Source organism: Variovorax paradoxus (genome assembly GCF_902712855.1).
Lineage (GTDB): Bacteria > Pseudomonadota > Gammaproteobacteria > Burkholderiales > Burkholderiaceae_C > Variovorax > Variovorax paradoxus_Q.
In genome coordinates this window covers 3,799,969-3,816,105 of the sequence record NZ_LR743507.1, presented here as the reverse complement: position 1 = coordinate 3,816,105, position 16,137 = coordinate 3,799,969, and the positions used below count along the sequence as shown (strand labels likewise).

Genomic DNA, 16,137 nt, shown 5'->3' with positions numbered 1-16,137 from the left:
ACACAACGGGCCGGCCACCTTGGCTCCAGGCATGATGGAGCCGCACAAGGCCAGAGTGGCCGGGGCTCCGGACGCGTCACGGGAATGTCATGAGAACGTCACAAACGACGTCGACACTGTCATATTTCCGCCTACGTGTGCTCCCGTGCCGCTTGCTCCAGAATCCGCTCCCATGACCCCCGCCTCGGCAGACCGGCTGCCAGCCCTCGCTGCACCCACGTTCACGCTGCTCGACCGCGACCACAGCATCCTGTCGTTCAATGAGCGGGTGCTCGACTGGGCGCATCGGCCCGAGGTTCCGCTGATAGAGCGGCTTCGCTACCTCTGCATCGTTTCGTCCAATCTCGACGAGTTCTTCGAAGTCCGCGCCGCACCTCACCTGATCGCGGGCAGCGCCGGCGATCACAAGGGCACCTACACGGTGGAGTCGTTCGAGCGCCTGGCCGAGGCGGCCCACACGCTCGTGGCGCGACAGTACGCGCTGTACAACGACGAGCTGATGCCGACCTTCGCCACGTACGGCATCCACATCATTTCGCACGGCGAGCGCAACCCGGCGCAGCGCAAATGGGTCAGCGAGTATTTCGAGCGCGAAGTGCGCCCGCTGCTGATTCCCGTCGGGCTCGATCCTGCGCACCCGTTCCCGCAGGTGGCCAACAAGTCGCTGAACTTCATCGTTCGCCTCGGCGGCAAGGACGCCTTCGGGCGCGAGAACCCGATCCAGATCGTGAAGGTGCCCCGCGTTCTTCCGCGCCTGATCAAGATGCCGGCCAAGGTCTCGGACGGCAAGACGCTGTTCGTGGCGCTGTCGAGCGTGGTGCGCGCGCACCTTGCAAGCATGTTCGTGGGGCGCGAGGTGGGCGATTTCTCGCAGTTCCGCGTGACGCGGCATTCCGACCTCGCGGTGGACGAGGAAGACGTGAAGAACCTGCGCACTGCATTGCGCCAGGGTCTGCAGCACCGCCACTACGGTCAGGCCGTGCGGCTGGAGGTGTCGGCAAGCTGTGCCGAGTCGCTCGCCAGCTTCCTGCTGGCGCAGTTCAATCTGCCGCCGCAGGCGCTGTACCGCGTGCACGGGCCGGTGAACCTGGCCCGCTTCACGCAACTGGCCGACCTGCTCGAGGAGCCGAAGCTGCGCTTTCCGCCATATTCGGCGTCCTACCCGGTCACGCTGTCGCCCTCGCAGTCGTTCTTCGAACGCCTGCAGCGCGGCGACGTGCTGATCCACCAGCCGTTCGAGAGCTTCGACGGCGTGCTCGCGTTCCTGCGCGAGGCGGTGCTCGACCCGCAGGTGCTGGCGATCAAGCAGACCATTTACCGCACCGGCGCCGATTCGGAACTGATGGACCTGCTGCGCGAAGCCGTGCGCCGCGGCAAGGAAGTCACGGTGGTGGTGGAGCTGAAGGCGCGCTTCGACGAGGAAGCCAACATCAACTGGGCCGAGATGCTCGAGTCGATCGGTGCACAGGTGGTGTATGGCGTGGTCGGTCTGAAGACGCACGCCAAGATGCTGCTGGTGACGCGCCGCGAGGGCAAGCAGATGCGCCGCTACGGCCATCTCTCCACAGGCAACTACAACCCGCGCACCGCGCGGCTGTATACCGACATCAGCCATCTCACCGCCGACCCGCTGATGACCTCCGACATGGAAGCGGTGTTCGTGCACCTGGCCAGCCAGAGCCGGCTGCCCAGGCTCAACCGCATGTGGCTGGCGCCGTTCGACCTGCACAAGAACATCGTGGCGCAGATCGACGCGCTGGGCGCGGCCGCCGCGCTGGGCGAGCCGACGCGCATCGTCGCCAAGATGAATGCGCTGACCGACGAAGAGATCATCGGCGCGCTGATGCGGGCGGGGCAGAAGGGCGTCAAGATCGACCTGATCGTTCGCGGTGCATGCACGCTGCCCGCGCAGGTCCCGGGACTGACCGACAACATCCGCGTGCGCTCGGTGATCGGCCGCTTCCTGGAACATTCGCGGGTCTTCTATTTCCGTAACGGCGAGGACGAGTCGCTGTACCTCTCGAGTGCGGACTGGATGAACCGCAACATGATGCGTCGCATCGAGCTGGCCTGGCCCGTGACCGACCCCGGCCTGCGCCAGCGCCTGATCGACGAATGCCTCGTGGCGTACCTCCACGACGGGCGCGACGCCTGGGACCTTGGGGCAGACGGCATCTACAGGCGCGTCAACCACGACACGCACAAGGGCGAAGAGGGCGCGTCGCGCGCCATCGAGTCGCACGGTGCGCAGTCGGCGCTCATGGACCGCTACGCATCTCGAGGGCATCTGCGCGATGCAGCCAACAACTAGGGTCTGTCACCGATCAAACGCGCATGCGTCTGGTCGATGACAGACCTTGACGACCGAAAGACCATGACCATGGACTTGATCTTCTGGCGCCACGCGGAAGCCGATGACTGGACCGAGGGGTGCGACGACATGCAGCGCTCCCTCACCGCACGCGGCGAAAAGCAGGCCAAGCGCATGGCCAGCTGGCTCGACCGGCAGCTGCCCGACGGCACGCGCATCATCTGCAGCCCCGCGCGGCGTTGCGAGCAGACCGCGCTGGCGCTGGGCCGCAAGTACAAGCTGCGCCCCGAGCTGGCGCCCGACACCACGGCCGAAGCGCTGCTCGGCGCGGCCGGCTGGCCCAATGGCAAGTCGGTGGTGCTGATGATCGGCCACCAGCCGTCGGTGGGCCAGGCAATCTCGTTGCTGCTGGGGCTCAAGCAGGACAGCTGCCCCGTGCGCAAGGGCGCGCTGTGGTGGATCCGTACACGCGAGCGCGACGGCGACGTGCAGACCGTCGTGGTGACGGTGCAGTCGCCTGAGCTGCTTTAGCTGGCTGGCTGAAGAAAAGGTTGGGTGCGGGTCGGCTCAGCAGCCGCTCAGTTCCACTCGCCAGTAACTGGTCTTCTGCCAGGCGAGCACTTCCTCGCGCAGCAGATGCGCGGATTGCGGATAGGCCTCGGCCCAGTCGGGCGCACAGGCAATCGTGAAGGCGCGTGCGCCCAGCGCCGCCAGGTGGAGCGCCTGCGGATCGGGGTCCCGGCGCGCATGGCACAGGATGATCGCCAGCCGCAGCGACAGCAACTGCATGACGAAGGTTTCATCGTCCAGCACCAGCTCGAGCTTGCGCAGCTTGCCGCGCTGGCCCAGCACCAGTTGGCCGAGTGCGTGCATCTCGTTCACCGCGAAACCGGGTGCGTCGCAGTTGTCGAGGATGTAGGCGCCATGCTTGTGGTAGTCGCTGTGCGAGACCTGGGTGCCGATTTCATGCAGCTGTGCAGCCCAGCCCAGCTTGCGCAGCGCGCGGCCAGCGCGGCTCGAGGTGCTGCCGCCACGCGCGGCCGGCGAGAGTTGCACGAACAGCGTGGCGGCGGTGTCGCCCACGCGCTTGGCCTGCGCAGCGTCCACGGCAAAGCGGTTGGCCAGCCGCGCGACGGTGGCAGTGCGCATGTCGGCCACGCTGTCGTCGCGTTCCAGCAGTTCATAAAGCACGCCATGGCGCAGCGCGCCTTGGGCAACTTTCATTTCCTCGATGCCGAGCAGGTCGAACACGGCGCGCAGCACGCTCACGCCGCCGCCGATGACGGCCTTGCGGTCTTCGCGCATGCCTTCGACGCGCAGCTTGTCGACGCTGCCGGCCTTCAGCAGGCGGTCGAGCAGCCAGTCGAGGCCTTCGCGCGTGACCAGGCCGGGTTCGGCGCCCGACGCAGCCAGCACGTCGCCCACCGCGCCGATGGTGCCGGAAGCGCCGTAAGCCACGTCCCACTGGTCTCGGGTGTAGCCGGCGAGCGCGTCGTCGAGCACCGCCTTGGCCGCCACTTCGGCGGCGCGGAAGGCGGCGGCGGTGAACTGGCCTTCGCCGAAATGCTTCATCGACCAGGCGACGCTGCCCACGCGGTAGGACTCCATGCGATCGGCCACCAGAGCCTGGCCGATGATCATTTCGGTGGAGCGCCCGCCGATGTCGACAACCAGGCGCCGTTCGGAGTCGGATGCGTCGGTGTGGGGCAGCATGTGCGCAACACCCTGATAGATAAGGCGGGCTTCTTCCCGGCCCGGGATCACGTCGATGCCGAAGCCCAGGATGGTGCGCGCGCGCAGCAGGAACTCCTCGCGGTTGCGCGCTTCGCGCAGCGTCTGCGTGGCCACGGCGCGAACCTGGGAGCGCTTGAAGCCGGCCAGACGCTCGCCGAAGCGGGCGAGGGCGTCCCAGCCGCGCTGCATCGCCTCGGTGGTGAGATTGCGGGCGCTGTCCAGCCCGTTGCCCTGGCGAACCGTCTCCTTGAGGTACTCGGTGCGATGGATCTGGCCATGGTCGACCTGGCCGATTTCGAGCCGGAAACTGTTCGAGCCCAGGTCGACTGCTGCGAGGCGGGTGCCGTTTTGCATGTGAATCCGAAGAAAAGCGGGGGTGTCTTTGTTGTGTTTGATCGTAGCGCCGTCCCAGGGCGCACCGCCTGTCCATCGCGCCAGCGGCGAGGTCCGGAAGGCTAGGCGCGGCACATGACGTTTATGTGACAGCGTCACATGGGCCGAAGGGGAAAGAAGCGCATTTTCCCTCGACAGAGGGGTGTCACAGTGATGTCACAGAAGCTTTTTAGAGTCCGTCCCAAGCCCGAAAGGGACTACTTCTGACCTCTAAAAGGAAGCTTCATGAAAACGACGTTCAAATTTGCAACAGCCGGCCTCATCGCCGCGATGTTCTCCATCCCCGCCTTCGCCCAGGACGTGACTGGCGCCGGCGCCAGCTTCCCGGCACCGCTGTATGCCAAGTGGGCTTCCGACTTCAACAAGGCCACCGGCGTCAAGATCAACTACCAGTCGGTCGGTTCGGGTGCCGGCCTCAAGCAGATCGAAGCCAAGACCGTCGACTTCGGCGCCTCGGACGCTCCCCTGAAGGACGAAGAACTGCAGGCCAAGGGCCTGATGCAGTTCCCCACCGTCATCGGCGGCGTGATCCCCGTGGTCAACATCCAGGGCGTGAAGCCCGGTGAGCTGAAGCTCAGCGGCCAGGTCCTGGGCGACATCTACCTGGGCAAGATCACCAAGTGGAACGACCCCGCCATCAAGGCCCTGAACGCTTCCATCAACCTGCCTGACGCAGCCATCGCCCCGGTTCGCCGCGCCGACGGCTCGGGCACCAGCTTCCTGTTCACCAACTACCTGAGCAAGGTCAACGCCGAGTGGAAGACCAAGGTCGGTGAAGGCACGGCCGTGAACTGGCCCACCGGTGCGGGCGGCAAGGGCAACGAAGGCGTCGCAGCCTTCGTGAACCGCCTGCCGAACTCGATCGGCTACGTCGAATACGCCTACGTCAAGCAGAACAAGATGACGTACGCACAGATGCAGAACGCCGCCGGCAACTTCGTGTCGCCCGACGACTCGGCATTCAAGGCTGCCGCTTCCGGCGCCGACTGGAGTAAGAGCTTCTACCAGGTGCTGACCAACCAGGCCGACAAGGGCGCATGGCCCATCACCGGCGCCACCTTCATCCTGATGCAGAAGGTTCAGGACAAGCCCGCCAACGCCACCACGGTGCTGAAGTTCTTCGACTGGGCCTACAAGAGCGGCGACAAGACGGCCGACGACCTCGACTACGTGCCGATGCCCGACGGCGTGAAGGCCACCATCGCCAAGGCATGGGGTGACGTGAAGGATGCGTCCGGCAAGCCCGTCGCGTTCAAGTAATCCAACCTTCAGTCCAGATCGGCGCGTTCATGAGCAATTCTTCGCTCAAGGACGCGTCGCTTTCGTCTTTGCCGGAGCGACCTGTGTCATCCACCTTTCCTGCCGCTGCCACCTCCCTCGACCTCGCGGCCGAGCGCGGTCGTGCCACCGCCACCCCGCCACCCGCGAAGGCAGCCCGTTCCGGCCCGATGGCCGACCGCCTGTTCGGCTGGGCCGCCAAGGGCGCCGCGCTGCTGACGCTCGCGCTGCTCATCGGCATCCTGCTGTCGCTCATCGCCGGCGCATGGCCCGCCATCTCGAAGTACGGCCTCGGCTTCCTCACCAGCAGCGTGTGGGACCCCGTCAAGGAGGAGTACGGCGGCCTGGTCATGATCTACGGCACGCTGGCCACCTCGATCATCGCCCTGATCATCGCGGTGCCCGTCAGCTTCGGCATTGCGCTTTTCCTGACCGAACTCTCGCCCAACTGGCTCAAGCGCCCGTTGGGTACCGCCATTGAACTGCTGGCTGCAGTGCCGTCGATCGTGTACGGCATGTGGGGCCTGCTGGTCTTCGGCCCGATCCTGTCGACCTGGGTCCAGCAGCCGCTGCAGAAGCTGCTGAGCGGCGTGCCCTACCTCGGCGCGCTGGTCTCCGGCCCGCCTGTGGGCATCGGCATCCTGTCGGCCGGCATCATCCTGGCCATCATGATCATCCCGTTCATCGCCTCGGTGATGCGCGACGTGTTCGAAGTCACGCCGCCGCTGCTGAAGGAGTCGGCCTACGGTCTCGGCTCGACCACCTGGGAGGTCGTCTCCAAGGTCGTGCTGCCCTACACCAAGGCCGGCGTCGTCGGCGGCATCATGCTCGGCCTGGGCCGCGCGCTGGGCGAAACGATGGCCGTCACGTTCGTGATCGGCAACATGAACCAGCTCAACTCCCTGTCGGTGTTCGAGGCTGCGAACAGCATCACCTCGGCACTCGCCAACGAATTCGCCGAAGCCGGCGCCGGCCTCCACCAGGCCGCGCTGATGTACCTCGGCCTCGTGCTGTTCTTCATCACCTTCGTCGTGCTGTCGCTGTCGAAGATGCTGCTGGCTCGCATGAAGAAGAGCGAAGGAACCAAATCGTGAGTACCGCGCAAAACCTGATGACCGCCAAGGCGCTGGCAGAAGCGCGCCAGGCCAAGTTCGCCTCGCGCAACCGCGTCAACAAGATCGCACTGACGCTGTCGCTCGCCGCGATGGCGTTCGGCGTGTTCTGGCTGGTGTGGATCCTCTGGGAGACGCTGCGCCAGGGCGTCGGCGGCCTCGCCATCGCCACCTTCACCGAGATGACCCCGCCTCCGAACGAGGCGGGCGGCATCGCGAATGCGATCTTCGGCTCGTTCGTGATGGTGATGATGGCCACCTTCGTGGGCACGCCCATCGGCATCATGGCCGGCATCTACCTGGCCGAGTACAACCCCAAGGGGTGGCTCTCGTCGGTGACGCGCTTCGTCAACGACATCCTGCTGTCGGCGCCGTCCATCGTGATCGGCCTGTTCGTCTACGCGGTGGTGGTGGCCTACTTCAAGACCTTCTCGGGCCTGGCCGGTGCGATCGCGCTGGCGCTGATCGTGATCCCGGTGGTCATCCGCACCACCGAGAACATGCTGCAGCTGGTTCCGCCCGGCCTGCGCGAAGCGGCCTACGCGCTCGGCACGCCGAAGTGGAAGGTCATCCTGAGCATCACCCTGCGCGCCGCACGCGCCGGTGTGGTCACGGGTGTGCTTCTGGCGGTGGCACGCATTGCCGGCGAAACCGCGCCGCTGCTGTTCACCGCGCTGAACAACCAGTTCTGGACCGCCGACATGAGCCAGCCCATGGCCAGCCTGCCGGTCACGATCTTCAAGTTCGCAATGAGCCCGTATGAAAACTGGCAACAACTGGCATGGGCCGGCGTGTTCCTGATCACCATCGCCGTGCTCGCCCTCAACATCCTGGCGCGGGTACTGACGCGCACCAAACTCTAAAGAAGACGCCAACATGCCTACCACCGTTGCACCCCAACAAACGTCGCGCTCGAAGATCTCGGTCAAGGACCTGAACTTCTACTACGGCAAGTTCCATGCACTCAAGGGCATCAACCTCGAGATCCCGGAGAACAAGGTGACGGCCTTCATCGGTCCGTCGGGCTGCGGCAAGTCGACCCTGCTGCGCACCTTCAACCGCATGTTCGAGCTCTATCCCGAGCAGCGCGCCGAGGGCACGATCGCCCTGGACGGCGAGAACCTGCTGACCTCCAAGCAGGACGTGGCGCTGATCCGTGCCAAGGTCGGCATGGTGTTCCAGAAGCCGACGCCGTTCCCGATGTCGATCTACGACAACATCGCCTTCGGCGTGAAGCTGTTCGAGAACCTCTCGGCCAGCGAAATGGACGACCGCGTCGAATGGGCGCTGAAGAAGGCCGCGCTGTGGACCGAAGTGCGCGACAAGCTGCAGCAGAGCGGCTCGGGCTTGTCCGGCGGCCAGCAGCAGCGCCTGTGCATTGCACGCGGCATTGCGATCAAGCCCGAAGTGCTGCTGCTCGACGAGCCCTGCTCGGCACTCGACCCGATCTCGACCGCGAAGATCGAGGAACTGATCGCCGAGCTGAAGAACGAATACACGGTGGTCATCGTGACGCACAACATGCAGCAGGCCGCCCGCTGCAGCGACTACACCGCCTACATGTACCTCGGCGACCTGATCGAGTTCGGTGCCACAGAACAGATGTTCTTCAAGCCGCAGCGCAAGGAAACCGAGGACTACATCACCGGCCGCTTCGGTTGAAGTCAAAGGAGACAACATGACCGAGAAACACCTTTCCAGCCAGTTCGACAGCGAACTCAATGGCGTCTCGTCGCGCGTGATGGAGCTCGGCGGCATGGTCGAGTCGCAGATCCACCAGGCCGTGTACGCACTGCTGCAGTTCGATGCCGAGGCGGCCGACCGCGTGATGGAGACCGAGCATCGCGTGAACGCGATGGAGATCGACATCGACCGCGAGCTGTCGTCGATCATCGCGCGCCGTCAGCCCACCGCACGCGACCTGCGCCTGCTGATCGCCATCAGCAAGACCACGGCCAACCTCGAGCGCGTGGGCGACGAGGCCAACAAGATCGCACGCATGGTCAAGTCGATCATCGAGAGCGGATCGGCCCGTCAGCTGCCCACGACCGAGCTGCGCATCGCGGCCGACCTGGCCTCGGGCCTGCTGCGCAAGGCGCTGGACGCGTTCGCGCGCCTGGACACCGCCGCGGCGCTGTCGATCCTGAAGGACGACGACCTGATCGACAAGGAGTTCGACGGTTTCGTGCGCAAGCTGGTCACCTACATGATGGAAGACCCGCGCACCATCTCCGCCAGCCTGGACCTGCTGTTCCTGGCAAAGGCCATCGAACGCATCGGCGATCACGCCAAGAACATCGCCGAGTTCATCATCTACATCGTCAAGGGTGCCGATGTGCGGCACACTTCGATGCAAGAAATCGAGTCCGCGCTTCAATGACCAACCCCCAGGCTTGCCCACTTCGTGTGGCCGCCAACCCCCTTGCAGGGGGTAACGCCAGCGGTCCGGCGAAGCCGGTTCCGCGGCGTTCGCTGGAAGGGACCGGGGCGACCTGCAAGTGAGCAAATAACATGAAAAAACCCCGAGTCCTGATCGTCGAAGACGAGTCCTCGATCGCCGAGCTGATCGCCGTCAACCTGCGCCACAACGGCTTCGAGCCGATCTGGTCGGAGGACGGCGCCGCAGCCCAGCGCGAGATAGACGCCTTCCTGCCGGACCTGATCCTGCTCGACTGGATGCTGCCCGGCCAGAGCGGCCTGCAGCTCGCGCGCCAGTGGCGCAAGGACCCGCGCACCAAGTCCATTCCGATCCTGATGCTGACCGCCCGTGGCGACGAGCCCGACAAGGTGGCAGGGCTGGATGCCGGTGCCGACGACTACATCACCAAGCCGTTCTCGACCCAGGAGATGCTGGCCCGCATCCGTGCGGTGCTGCGCCGCCGGGCGCCGGAAGTGGTGACCGAACGCGTCGAGATCGGCGAGCTCGCGCTCGACACGTCCACGCACCGCGTGACCTGGCAGGGCGGCGCGCTGAAGGTCGGCCCGACCGAGTTCAAGCTGCTGGCTTACCTGATGCAGCACGCCGAGCGCGTGCACAGCCGGGCGCAGTTGCTCGACAAGGTGTGGGGCGACCACGTCTACATCGAAGAACGCACGGTCGACGTGCACGTCAAGCGTCTGCGCGAATCGCTGGGCGCGGCGGCACCGATGGTGGAAACCGTCCGCGGCGCCGGCTATCGCCTGACGGCCCAAGTGACGGTTTGAACGCTGTGGTGTCCGCTGATGTCGGGCGCGGATAATCGCCCGCCATGCCTTTTCGTATTGCTGCATTTTTAATAGCGTCTCTGCTCTTCGGAGCGGGCGCTGTCGCGGCATTCGGCTTGAAGTTCGTGTGGTTGGGAGCCTGGGCGGGCGCCGTGGTCTGGCTCGCGCTCGATGCCTGGCGCGCTCAGCGCCTGCTGCAGGTCTTGCGCAACGATGCGGCCGGTCTGCCGGCGCGGGGACCGGGTGTCTGGGGCGAACTGTCGGAGCGCATTCGCAAGCTGCTGCGTGACCGCGAGCAGCAGATACGCCAGGCGGAAGACCGCTTGCATGAGTTCCTGGCGGCGATCCAGGCTTCGCCCAACGGCGTGGTGCTGCTCGACGAGCACGGCCGCATCGAGTGGTGCAACCAGACGGCGGCCGCGCAGTTCGGCATCGACGCCGAGCGCGACCTGGCCCAGCACCTGGCGAACCTGGTGCGAGACCCTGCCTTCGTGGCCTACCTGGCGTCCTGGAACTACAGCCGCGACGTGATCATCGACGCGCCCGGCATCGGCAGCCACGCGCACCAGCGCGGCCACGCGGTGCGGCTGTCGGTGCAGGTGCATCCCTATGCCGGCAACCGCCGCATGCTGCTCACGCGCGATATCACCGCGCTCGAGCAGGCCGAGGCGATGCGGCGCGACTTCGTTGCCAACGTGTCGCACGAGATCCGCACGCCGCTGACGGTGCTGGCGGGCTTCGTCGAGACGCTGCAGAACCTGCCGCTCGATGCCGACGAACGCACGCGCTACCTGTCGCTGATGGGGCAGCAGTCGCATCGCATGGAAACGCTGGTGAACGACCTGCTGACGCTGTCGCGCCTCGAAGGCAGCGCGGCACCATCGGGCAACCAGTGGATCCGCATCCGCGCGTTGCTGGCGCAGTGCGAGGACGAAGGGCGCGGCCTCTCGGGCCGGCTGGCCCCGCTGGGGCACAAGCTCTCGTTCACCATGGATGCCGAGTCGGAGGTGTCGGGCGCGCCGACCGAATTGCAGAGCGCGATGTCGAACCTGCTGAGCAATGCCATCCGGTACACGCCGGGCGGTGGCGAGGTGGCCGTGAGCTGGCGCGTGTTGCCCGACGGCCGCGGCGAGTACGCCGTGAGGGACACCGGCCCGGGCATCGCCGCGGAGCACATTCCACGGTTGACGGAGCGCTTCTACCGCATCGACCGCAGCCGCTCGCGCGAGACGGGCGGCACGGGGCTGGGCCTGGCGATCGTGAAGCACATTGCGCAGCGGCACGGCGCCGAGTTGCGCATCGAGAGCGCGGTCGGCAAGGGCTCGCGCTTCGCGCTGGTGTTTCCGGCGACCCGCGTGCGCGAGGCACGCGTGCTGGCGGCCAAGTAGCCGGCGTCGGCTCGGGCCGGCCGCCGCGGATCTATCCGCCGCGCCGGGCCATGGTCCAGCGCAGCAGCACGCCGAACAGCAGTGCCGCCAGCGCCAGGGCACCGGCGCTCATGATCCAGAACGCCAGCGGCGATTGCATCGCGGGCCACGGGCCCAAGCCGCGATAGGCCAGAAGATAGCTGCCGCCCAGTCCGATTCCCCAGAGCATCGTGCAGTAGATGACCAGAGGCGCCAGCGTGACGCGGTAGCAGCGCAGCACGAAAACGCACAGCGTCTGCAGCGCGTCGGCCAAGTGGTAGGTTGCCACCACCAGAAGCAGTGTCGCGGCCAGCGCGATCACCGCGGGGTTGTCGGAGTACACGTTGGCCAGCTGGAAGCGCAGCGTCAGCATGCCGACCGCGAACAGGACGGCGCACAGCACGGTCAGCTCGAAGCCGAGCCGGCAGGCGTGGCGCGCCTTGGCAGTGTCGCGCGCGCCGAGCCAGAAGCTCACGCGCGCGCTGGTGGCAATGGCCAGCGACAGCGGCACCATGTAGGCCACCGCCAGCAGGTTCGCGGCGATCTGGTGGGCGGCCGCGGCCACGGTGCCAAGGCGTGCGATGAACAGCGCCATCAGCGTAAAGGAGGTCACTTCGACCAGCACCGCGAGGCCGCCGGGCACGCCCATGCGTGCGAACTGGCGGATCGTGCCCCAGTCGGGCGCCTCGAGGCGCTGCCACAGCCGGTAGTTGCGGTAGAAGTCGCCGTAGCGCAGCAGCCAGATGGCGCAGCCCAGCATGGCCCAGTTGACGCACAGCGTGGCCCAGCCGCAGCCCACGAGGCCCATCGCCGGCAAGCCAGCGCCGCCGAACGTGAACCAGATCGACAGCGGCAGCTTCACGAGCAGAGAGGCCAGCTGCAGCCAGGTGACGAGCTGCGGCTTACCCAGGCTCTGGTTGAGGGTGCTGAACAGCCGGAACAGGAGCGCGGGCGCCAGGCCGAAGGCCAGCACGACCAGGTACGCCTCGACTTCGCCGCGCATCTCGGGTGGCACCTGGGTGAGTCGCAGCACGGCGCCCGGTGAAAGCAGCACGGCCATGCCGAGCACGATCGCGATGCCTGCCAGATAGAGCGACTGGCGCACCGAGCGGCCCACCTCCGCGCCGCGGCCGCCACCGTGCAGTTCGGCCCACACCGGAAGCAGCGCCTGCAGCACGCCCATGAGCGAGACATACACGCTCACGAACACCGCCGCGCCCACGGAAAGTGCGGCCAGCGCATGTTCGGAATATCGCCCCGCGATGATGGTGTCGGTCACGCCGAAGGCCATCACGGCCAGCTGGCCGACCAGCACCGTGCCTGCGTGCCGCGCGATCAGGCTGCGTTCGCCGGCCACGTGCTAGGGCGCGATCTTCTGGTAGAGCAGCAGGTCGTCCGCGGGACTGCTGGGGCGGCGCAGCGTACCGGCGAAGCGCCACTGGTCGAACGGGATGATGGTGTGCAGCCGTTCGATGGTTTCGGGGCTGGCCAGCAGCCAGGTGCAGCTGTTGTCGAGCAGCAGCGGCTTCACGTCGAGCTGGCCGTGGTGGCGAAGCGCGGCAATATGGGCGCGGCTCAGCGCCAGTTCGGCAATGCAGCCCGGCTGCTTGCCGACCCGATCGACCACCGCATTGACCTGCGGCACGTAGCTGCGCGCGTAGTCGATGGGTGGCAGCCACAGCGTCATGAGCAGCATCCAGCAGAGCGCGGTGCCCCCGGCGGGCAGCACCAGCGTTTTCCAGAGCGCAGCGCGATGGCGCCCGGTGCGCCAGCGCACCAGCCAGCACCAGGCGATGGTTGCGGCCGCCGCAAGCACCACGGCGATGGCAGAGAACTCCGGCACGAAGCCCGGTACCAGACGCGCCACGCTGGCCGCAGGCTTGGGCGGCGCACCTGTCTGCATGGCGATCCAGTAGATCCAGCCCAGCACGGCCAGTCCGCTGAAGAACAGCACGTTGAACCAGTCGATCAGGGCCGAAGCGCTGCGGCGGAAGGTCGGCAGGGCGAAGGCCGCCAGCGTGGCGAAGGCCGGCAGGGCCAGCAGCAGCGAGCGGTCGGAGTAGTCGGTCGTCCAGGTGGCGGCCAGAGGCACCAGAGCGAACCAGAACGGCAGCGCCACATGGCGCGCCGTGAGCTGGCGCCGCCAGCGCCAGAGCGTCCAGACGGCCAGCGGCCAGACCGGCCAGGTGAACCACAGCAGGAGGCGGGCCTGGCTTCGGACGTCGTTGAGCACGGAGCCGTTGACCAGGGTGATCTTCCAGGTCGGCAGCTTCAGGCCGAACACCAGCACCGCGGCCAGCACGGTGACGCCGATCATGGTGAGAAGGGCGCCGCGGGTGTAGCCGGGGCCGGTGTCTTCGTCGACGTACAGATCGGCGCCGGCAGCCAGGGCATCTTTTCGACGCTCGTAGCCGATGTACAGCGCGCTGCCGATGGCCAGCGCCAGTCCGACCGTGGGCGCGCCGCTCAGCGTGATGCCGAGGGTGCCCACCGCCAATGCGATCACCGGGCCGGCACGGCGGTATGGCAGGGCGGCGACGCCGTAGAAGAGATGCGAGGCGAAGAAAAGCTGCGCCAACGCGGGAGTGGTTTCATGGCCGAGTTGGGCGAGTCCGAGGCAGGCGATCAGCGCGAGCAGCCCGCCGTCGGCAATGGCGCGGGCATAGTCGGTCGGACGGGCCTCGCCGCCGAACGCGAACGCCACGGGCTGTGCCCGCGCAGTGCGGGCCAGGTAGTAGACGGCGTACCAGGTGGCAGTGAACGTGCCCCACAGCAGGAACGCGAACACGATGCGCACGGCCAGGTCGGGGTTCAGCCACGACGGAGCGATCTTGATGGCCAGCGCGCCGATCCAGTAGGGAACGAGCGCAGGCGTCTCGGGCCGCAGGCCCAGCAGCAGCGGGTCGAACCACCGCGCGATGCCTTCGGTGGAGCGCGCCAGTTCCGCCATGTAGCCGAAGGCGGTGATGTCCGCGCTCTTCCAGGGCCCCCGGCCGACCAGGCCTGGCAGCAGGTAGGCCGCGCACAGCAGGAGCAACGCGACGCGTGGGAGGCGGCGCACTGCATTCTGGGCAACGATCGCGGGGGTGGGCTGATTCAAGAGGCGGAAATCTGGATTCGGAAAGAAAAAGGGCAGCGCGGTAAACCGGGCTGCCCTCGACGCAAAAGCGCGTGCCTTACTTCGAGGCGGCGCCGGTGGTCTTGCCGAAGCGGTTGCGGAACTTCTCGACGCGGCCGCCCATGTTGTCGACCGACTTCTGCGTGCCGGTATAGAACGGGTGCGATTCGCTCGTGGTGTCGAGCTTGAACAGCGGCAGTTCACGGCCGTCGTCGGTCTTGCCCGTTTCCTTGGTGTTCGCGCACGAACGAGTCACGAACTTGAAGCCGTTCGACATGTCGACGAACAGGACTTCGCGGTAATTCGGGTGGATGCCTTCTTTTGCCATGGTGTTTCCTTTTGCGCTGTTGGAATCAATGCGCGGTCGATGCGAGAGCCACCAGCGGCCAGTGTCTGGCGCGCTGCCTTGCAAGGAAGCCGGACGACGTGCCCAGCCGCACTTTTCGCGGAGCCGACGATTATCGCATACTGCCGCTTTTCCGAGCAAACCTGCCCCTCCCATGACCGATACACCCCTTCGCGCCGGCCTTGTCGGCTACGGTTTTGCAGGCCAGACCTTCCATGCACCGGTGCTCTCCGCCGTCCCCGGGCTTCGACTCGCGGCCGTGGCCAGTTCGCAGCCGCACAAGGTTCACGCGGACTGGCCAGGAGTGGCCGTGGTGCCGGACGCGGCGGCGCTGGTCGATCGGCCGGACATCGACCTGGTCGTGGTGGCCACGCCCAACGCCCAGCACCACCCGGTAGCGAAGGCGGCGCTGGAGGCCGGCAAACATGTCGTGGTGGACAAGCCCTTCACGCTGGACGTCGCCCAGGCCAGGGAGCTCGAACTGTTGTCAAGGCGCAACAACCGGATGCTGTCCGTTTACCAGAATCGGCGCTTCGACGCCGATTTCCTGACTCTGAAGGACCTGCTGGCCGGCGGCGAGCTAGGGCGTCCGGTGTATCTGGAATCTCATTTCGACCGCTTCCGGCCCGAGGTGAAAGTGCGCTGGCGGGAGCAGGCAGTGCCAGGTTCCGGCCTTTGGGTGGACCTGGGGGCCCACCTGGTCGACCAAGCGGTGCAGCTCTTCGGACGCCCCGACACCTTGCAGCTCGACACCGCCGTGCTGCGCGACGGCGCGGTGGTCGAGGATTACTTCCACGCCGTGCTGCGCTATGAGCAAGGACCGCACGCGCCGCTGCGCGTGGTGCTGCATTCGACGACGTTGGCTGCCAGTGCTGCGCCTCGCTACATCGTCCATGGCACGCTTGGCAGCTATATCAAGCATGGCGTCGATACGCAGGAAGACGCGCTCAGGGCCGGACAAAGGCCGCCGGCCGAAGGGTGGGGCGTCGATCCGCTCGATGGCGAGCTCACACGGGTCGGCAGCGACGGTGCGATCACCCGCCGCAGCATCGCCACGCGCGCCGGCAACTACGTCGACTATTACGCCGCGGTGCGCGACGCGATCCTGGGCCGCGGCTCGAATCCCGTGCCGCCCGAGCAGGCCGTCGCGTTGATGGAACTGCTCGACATCGGCCGCCAAAGCGCCTTCGAAGGCCGCGCCATCAAGACCGGAGGCCCATGAAAAAAGCGCGTCG

At 66.6% G+C, this 16,137-nt stretch carries 14 protein-coding genes; 10 read left to right on the top strand and 4 right to left on the bottom strand.

From position 1 onward, the window contains the following. Positions 1–172 precede the first annotated feature (172 nt). Positions 173–2,311, top strand: a complete 2,139-nt coding sequence (gene ppk1, locus AACL56_RS17475) for a polyphosphate kinase 1 (RefSeq protein ID WP_339091073.1) — start codon at positions 173–175, stop codon at positions 2,309–2,311. A 69-nt stretch (positions 2,312–2,380) separates the two neighbouring features. Further along, entirely contained in the window at positions 2,381–2,842 is a 462-nt protein-coding gene (locus AACL56_RS17470) for a SixA phosphatase family protein (protein ID WP_339091072.1), read from the top strand. 36 nt (positions 2,843–2,878) lie between these two features. Here AACL56_RS17470 and AACL56_RS17465 read toward each other — a convergent pair whose 3' ends face one another. After that, a complete protein-coding gene (locus AACL56_RS17465; protein ID WP_339091071.1) occupies positions 2,879–4,399 on the bottom strand; it encodes a Ppx/GppA phosphatase family protein in 1,521 nt (506 codons plus the stop codon). 264 nt (positions 4,400–4,663) lie between these two features. On the opposite strand from AACL56_RS17465, the gene pstS reads away from it, so the two are divergent. The 7 genes from pstS to phoR all read left to right on the top strand — a co-directional run bounded on the left by pstS (position 4,664) and on the right by phoR (position 11,420). Beyond that, positions 4,664–5,698 (top strand): phosphate ABC transporter substrate-binding protein PstS, encoded by a 1,035-nt coding sequence (gene pstS, locus AACL56_RS17460; protein WP_339091070.1) that lies wholly within the window; start codon positions 4,664–4,666, stop codon positions 5,696–5,698. Between the two features lie 29 nt (positions 5,699–5,727). Further along, positions 5,728–6,810, top strand: a complete 1,083-nt coding sequence (gene pstC, locus AACL56_RS17455; protein ID WP_339091069.1) for a phosphate ABC transporter permease subunit PstC — start codon at positions 5,728–5,730, stop codon at positions 6,808–6,810. Beyond that, complete coding sequence (gene pstA, locus AACL56_RS17450) at positions 6,807–7,691, top strand: phosphate ABC transporter permease PstA (protein ID WP_339091068.1); 885 nt, start codon at positions 6,807–6,809, stop codon at positions 7,689–7,691. Before pstC ends, pstA begins: the two co-directional genes overlap by 4 nt. A gap of 13 nt (positions 7,692–7,704) precedes the next feature. After that, positions 7,705–8,490 (top strand): phosphate ABC transporter ATP-binding protein PstB, encoded by a 786-nt coding sequence (gene pstB, locus AACL56_RS17445; RefSeq protein WP_339091067.1) that lies wholly within the window; start codon positions 7,705–7,707, stop codon positions 8,488–8,490. Between the two features lie 16 nt (positions 8,491–8,506). Continuing rightward, positions 8,507–9,208, top strand: coding sequence for a phosphate signaling complex protein PhoU (gene phoU, locus AACL56_RS17440; protein ID WP_339091066.1), 702 nt, complete (start codon positions 8,507–8,509; stop codon positions 9,206–9,208). Positions 9,209–9,339: 131 nt separating this feature from the next. Further along, positions 9,340–10,032 (top strand): phosphate regulon transcriptional regulator PhoB, encoded by a 693-nt coding sequence (phoB, locus tag AACL56_RS17435; RefSeq protein WP_339091065.1) that lies wholly within the window; start codon positions 9,340–9,342, stop codon positions 10,030–10,032. A 44-nt stretch (positions 10,033–10,076) separates the two neighbouring features. Next, positions 10,077–11,420, top strand: coding sequence for a phosphate regulon sensor histidine kinase PhoR (gene phoR / locus AACL56_RS17430; RefSeq protein WP_339091064.1), 1,344 nt, complete (start codon positions 10,077–10,079; stop codon positions 11,418–11,420). A 31-nt stretch (positions 11,421–11,451) separates the two neighbouring features. Here the strand turns inward: phoR and AACL56_RS17425 are convergent, their stop codons facing one another. The 3 genes from AACL56_RS17425 to AACL56_RS17415 all read right to left on the bottom strand — a co-directional run bounded on the left by AACL56_RS17425 (position 11,452) and on the right by AACL56_RS17415 (position 14,884). Continuing rightward, entirely contained in the window at positions 11,452–12,795 is a 1,344-nt protein-coding gene (locus AACL56_RS17425; protein WP_339091063.1) for an MATE family efflux transporter, read from the bottom strand. A gap of 3 nt (positions 12,796–12,798) precedes the next feature. Further along, entirely contained in the window at positions 12,799–14,538 is a 1,740-nt protein-coding gene (locus AACL56_RS17420; protein WP_339091062.1) for a hypothetical protein, read from the bottom strand. A gap of 76 nt (positions 14,539–14,614) precedes the next feature. After that, positions 14,615–14,884: a type B 50S ribosomal protein L31 gene (locus tag AACL56_RS17415; protein ID WP_339091061.1), complete on the bottom strand. Its 270-nt coding sequence runs from the start codon at positions 14,882–14,884 to the stop codon at positions 14,615–14,617. A gap of 172 nt (positions 14,885–15,056) precedes the next feature. Between AACL56_RS17415 and AACL56_RS17410 the strand changes: the two genes are divergently transcribed. Then, positions 15,057–16,124: an oxidoreductase gene (locus AACL56_RS17410; protein ID WP_339091060.1), complete on the top strand. Its 1,068-nt coding sequence runs from the start codon at positions 15,057–15,059 to the stop codon at positions 16,122–16,124. Positions 16,125–16,137: the final 13 nt, after the last annotated feature.

Excerpts from the sequence above, each read along its gene's own strand:
- ppk1 (WP_339091073.1), top strand. The coding sequence starts at position 173 with ATGACCCCCGCCTCGGCAGACCGGCTGCCAGCCCTCGCTGCACCCACG.
- AACL56_RS17470 (WP_339091072.1), top strand. The coding sequence starts at position 2,381 with ATGGACTTGATCTTCTGGCGCCACGCGGAAGCCGATGACTGGACCGAG.
- AACL56_RS17465 (WP_339091071.1), bottom strand. The coding sequence starts at position 4,399 with ATGCAAAACGGCACCCGCCTCGCAGCAGTCGACCTGGGCTCGAACAGT.
- pstS (WP_339091070.1), top strand. The coding sequence starts at position 4,664 with ATGAAAACGACGTTCAAATTTGCAACAGCCGGCCTCATCGCCGCGATG.
- pstC (WP_339091069.1), top strand. The coding sequence starts at position 5,728 with ATGAGCAATTCTTCGCTCAAGGACGCGTCGCTTTCGTCTTTGCCGGAG.
- pstB (WP_339091067.1), top strand. The coding sequence starts at position 7,705 with ATGCCTACCACCGTTGCACCCCAACAAACGTCGCGCTCGAAGATCTCG.
- phoU (WP_339091066.1), top strand. The coding sequence starts at position 8,507 with ATGACCGAGAAACACCTTTCCAGCCAGTTCGACAGCGAACTCAATGGC.
- phoB (WP_339091065.1), top strand. The coding sequence starts at position 9,340 with ATGAAAAAACCCCGAGTCCTGATCGTCGAAGACGAGTCCTCGATCGCC.
- phoR (WP_339091064.1), top strand. The coding sequence starts at position 10,077 with ATGCCTTTTCGTATTGCTGCATTTTTAATAGCGTCTCTGCTCTTCGGA.
- AACL56_RS17415 (WP_339091061.1), bottom strand. The coding sequence starts at position 14,884 with ATGGCAAAAGAAGGCATCCACCCGAATTACCGCGAAGTCCTGTTCGTC.
- AACL56_RS17410 (WP_339091060.1), top strand. The coding sequence starts at position 15,057 with ATGACCGATACACCCCTTCGCGCCGGCCTTGTCGGCTACGGTTTTGCA.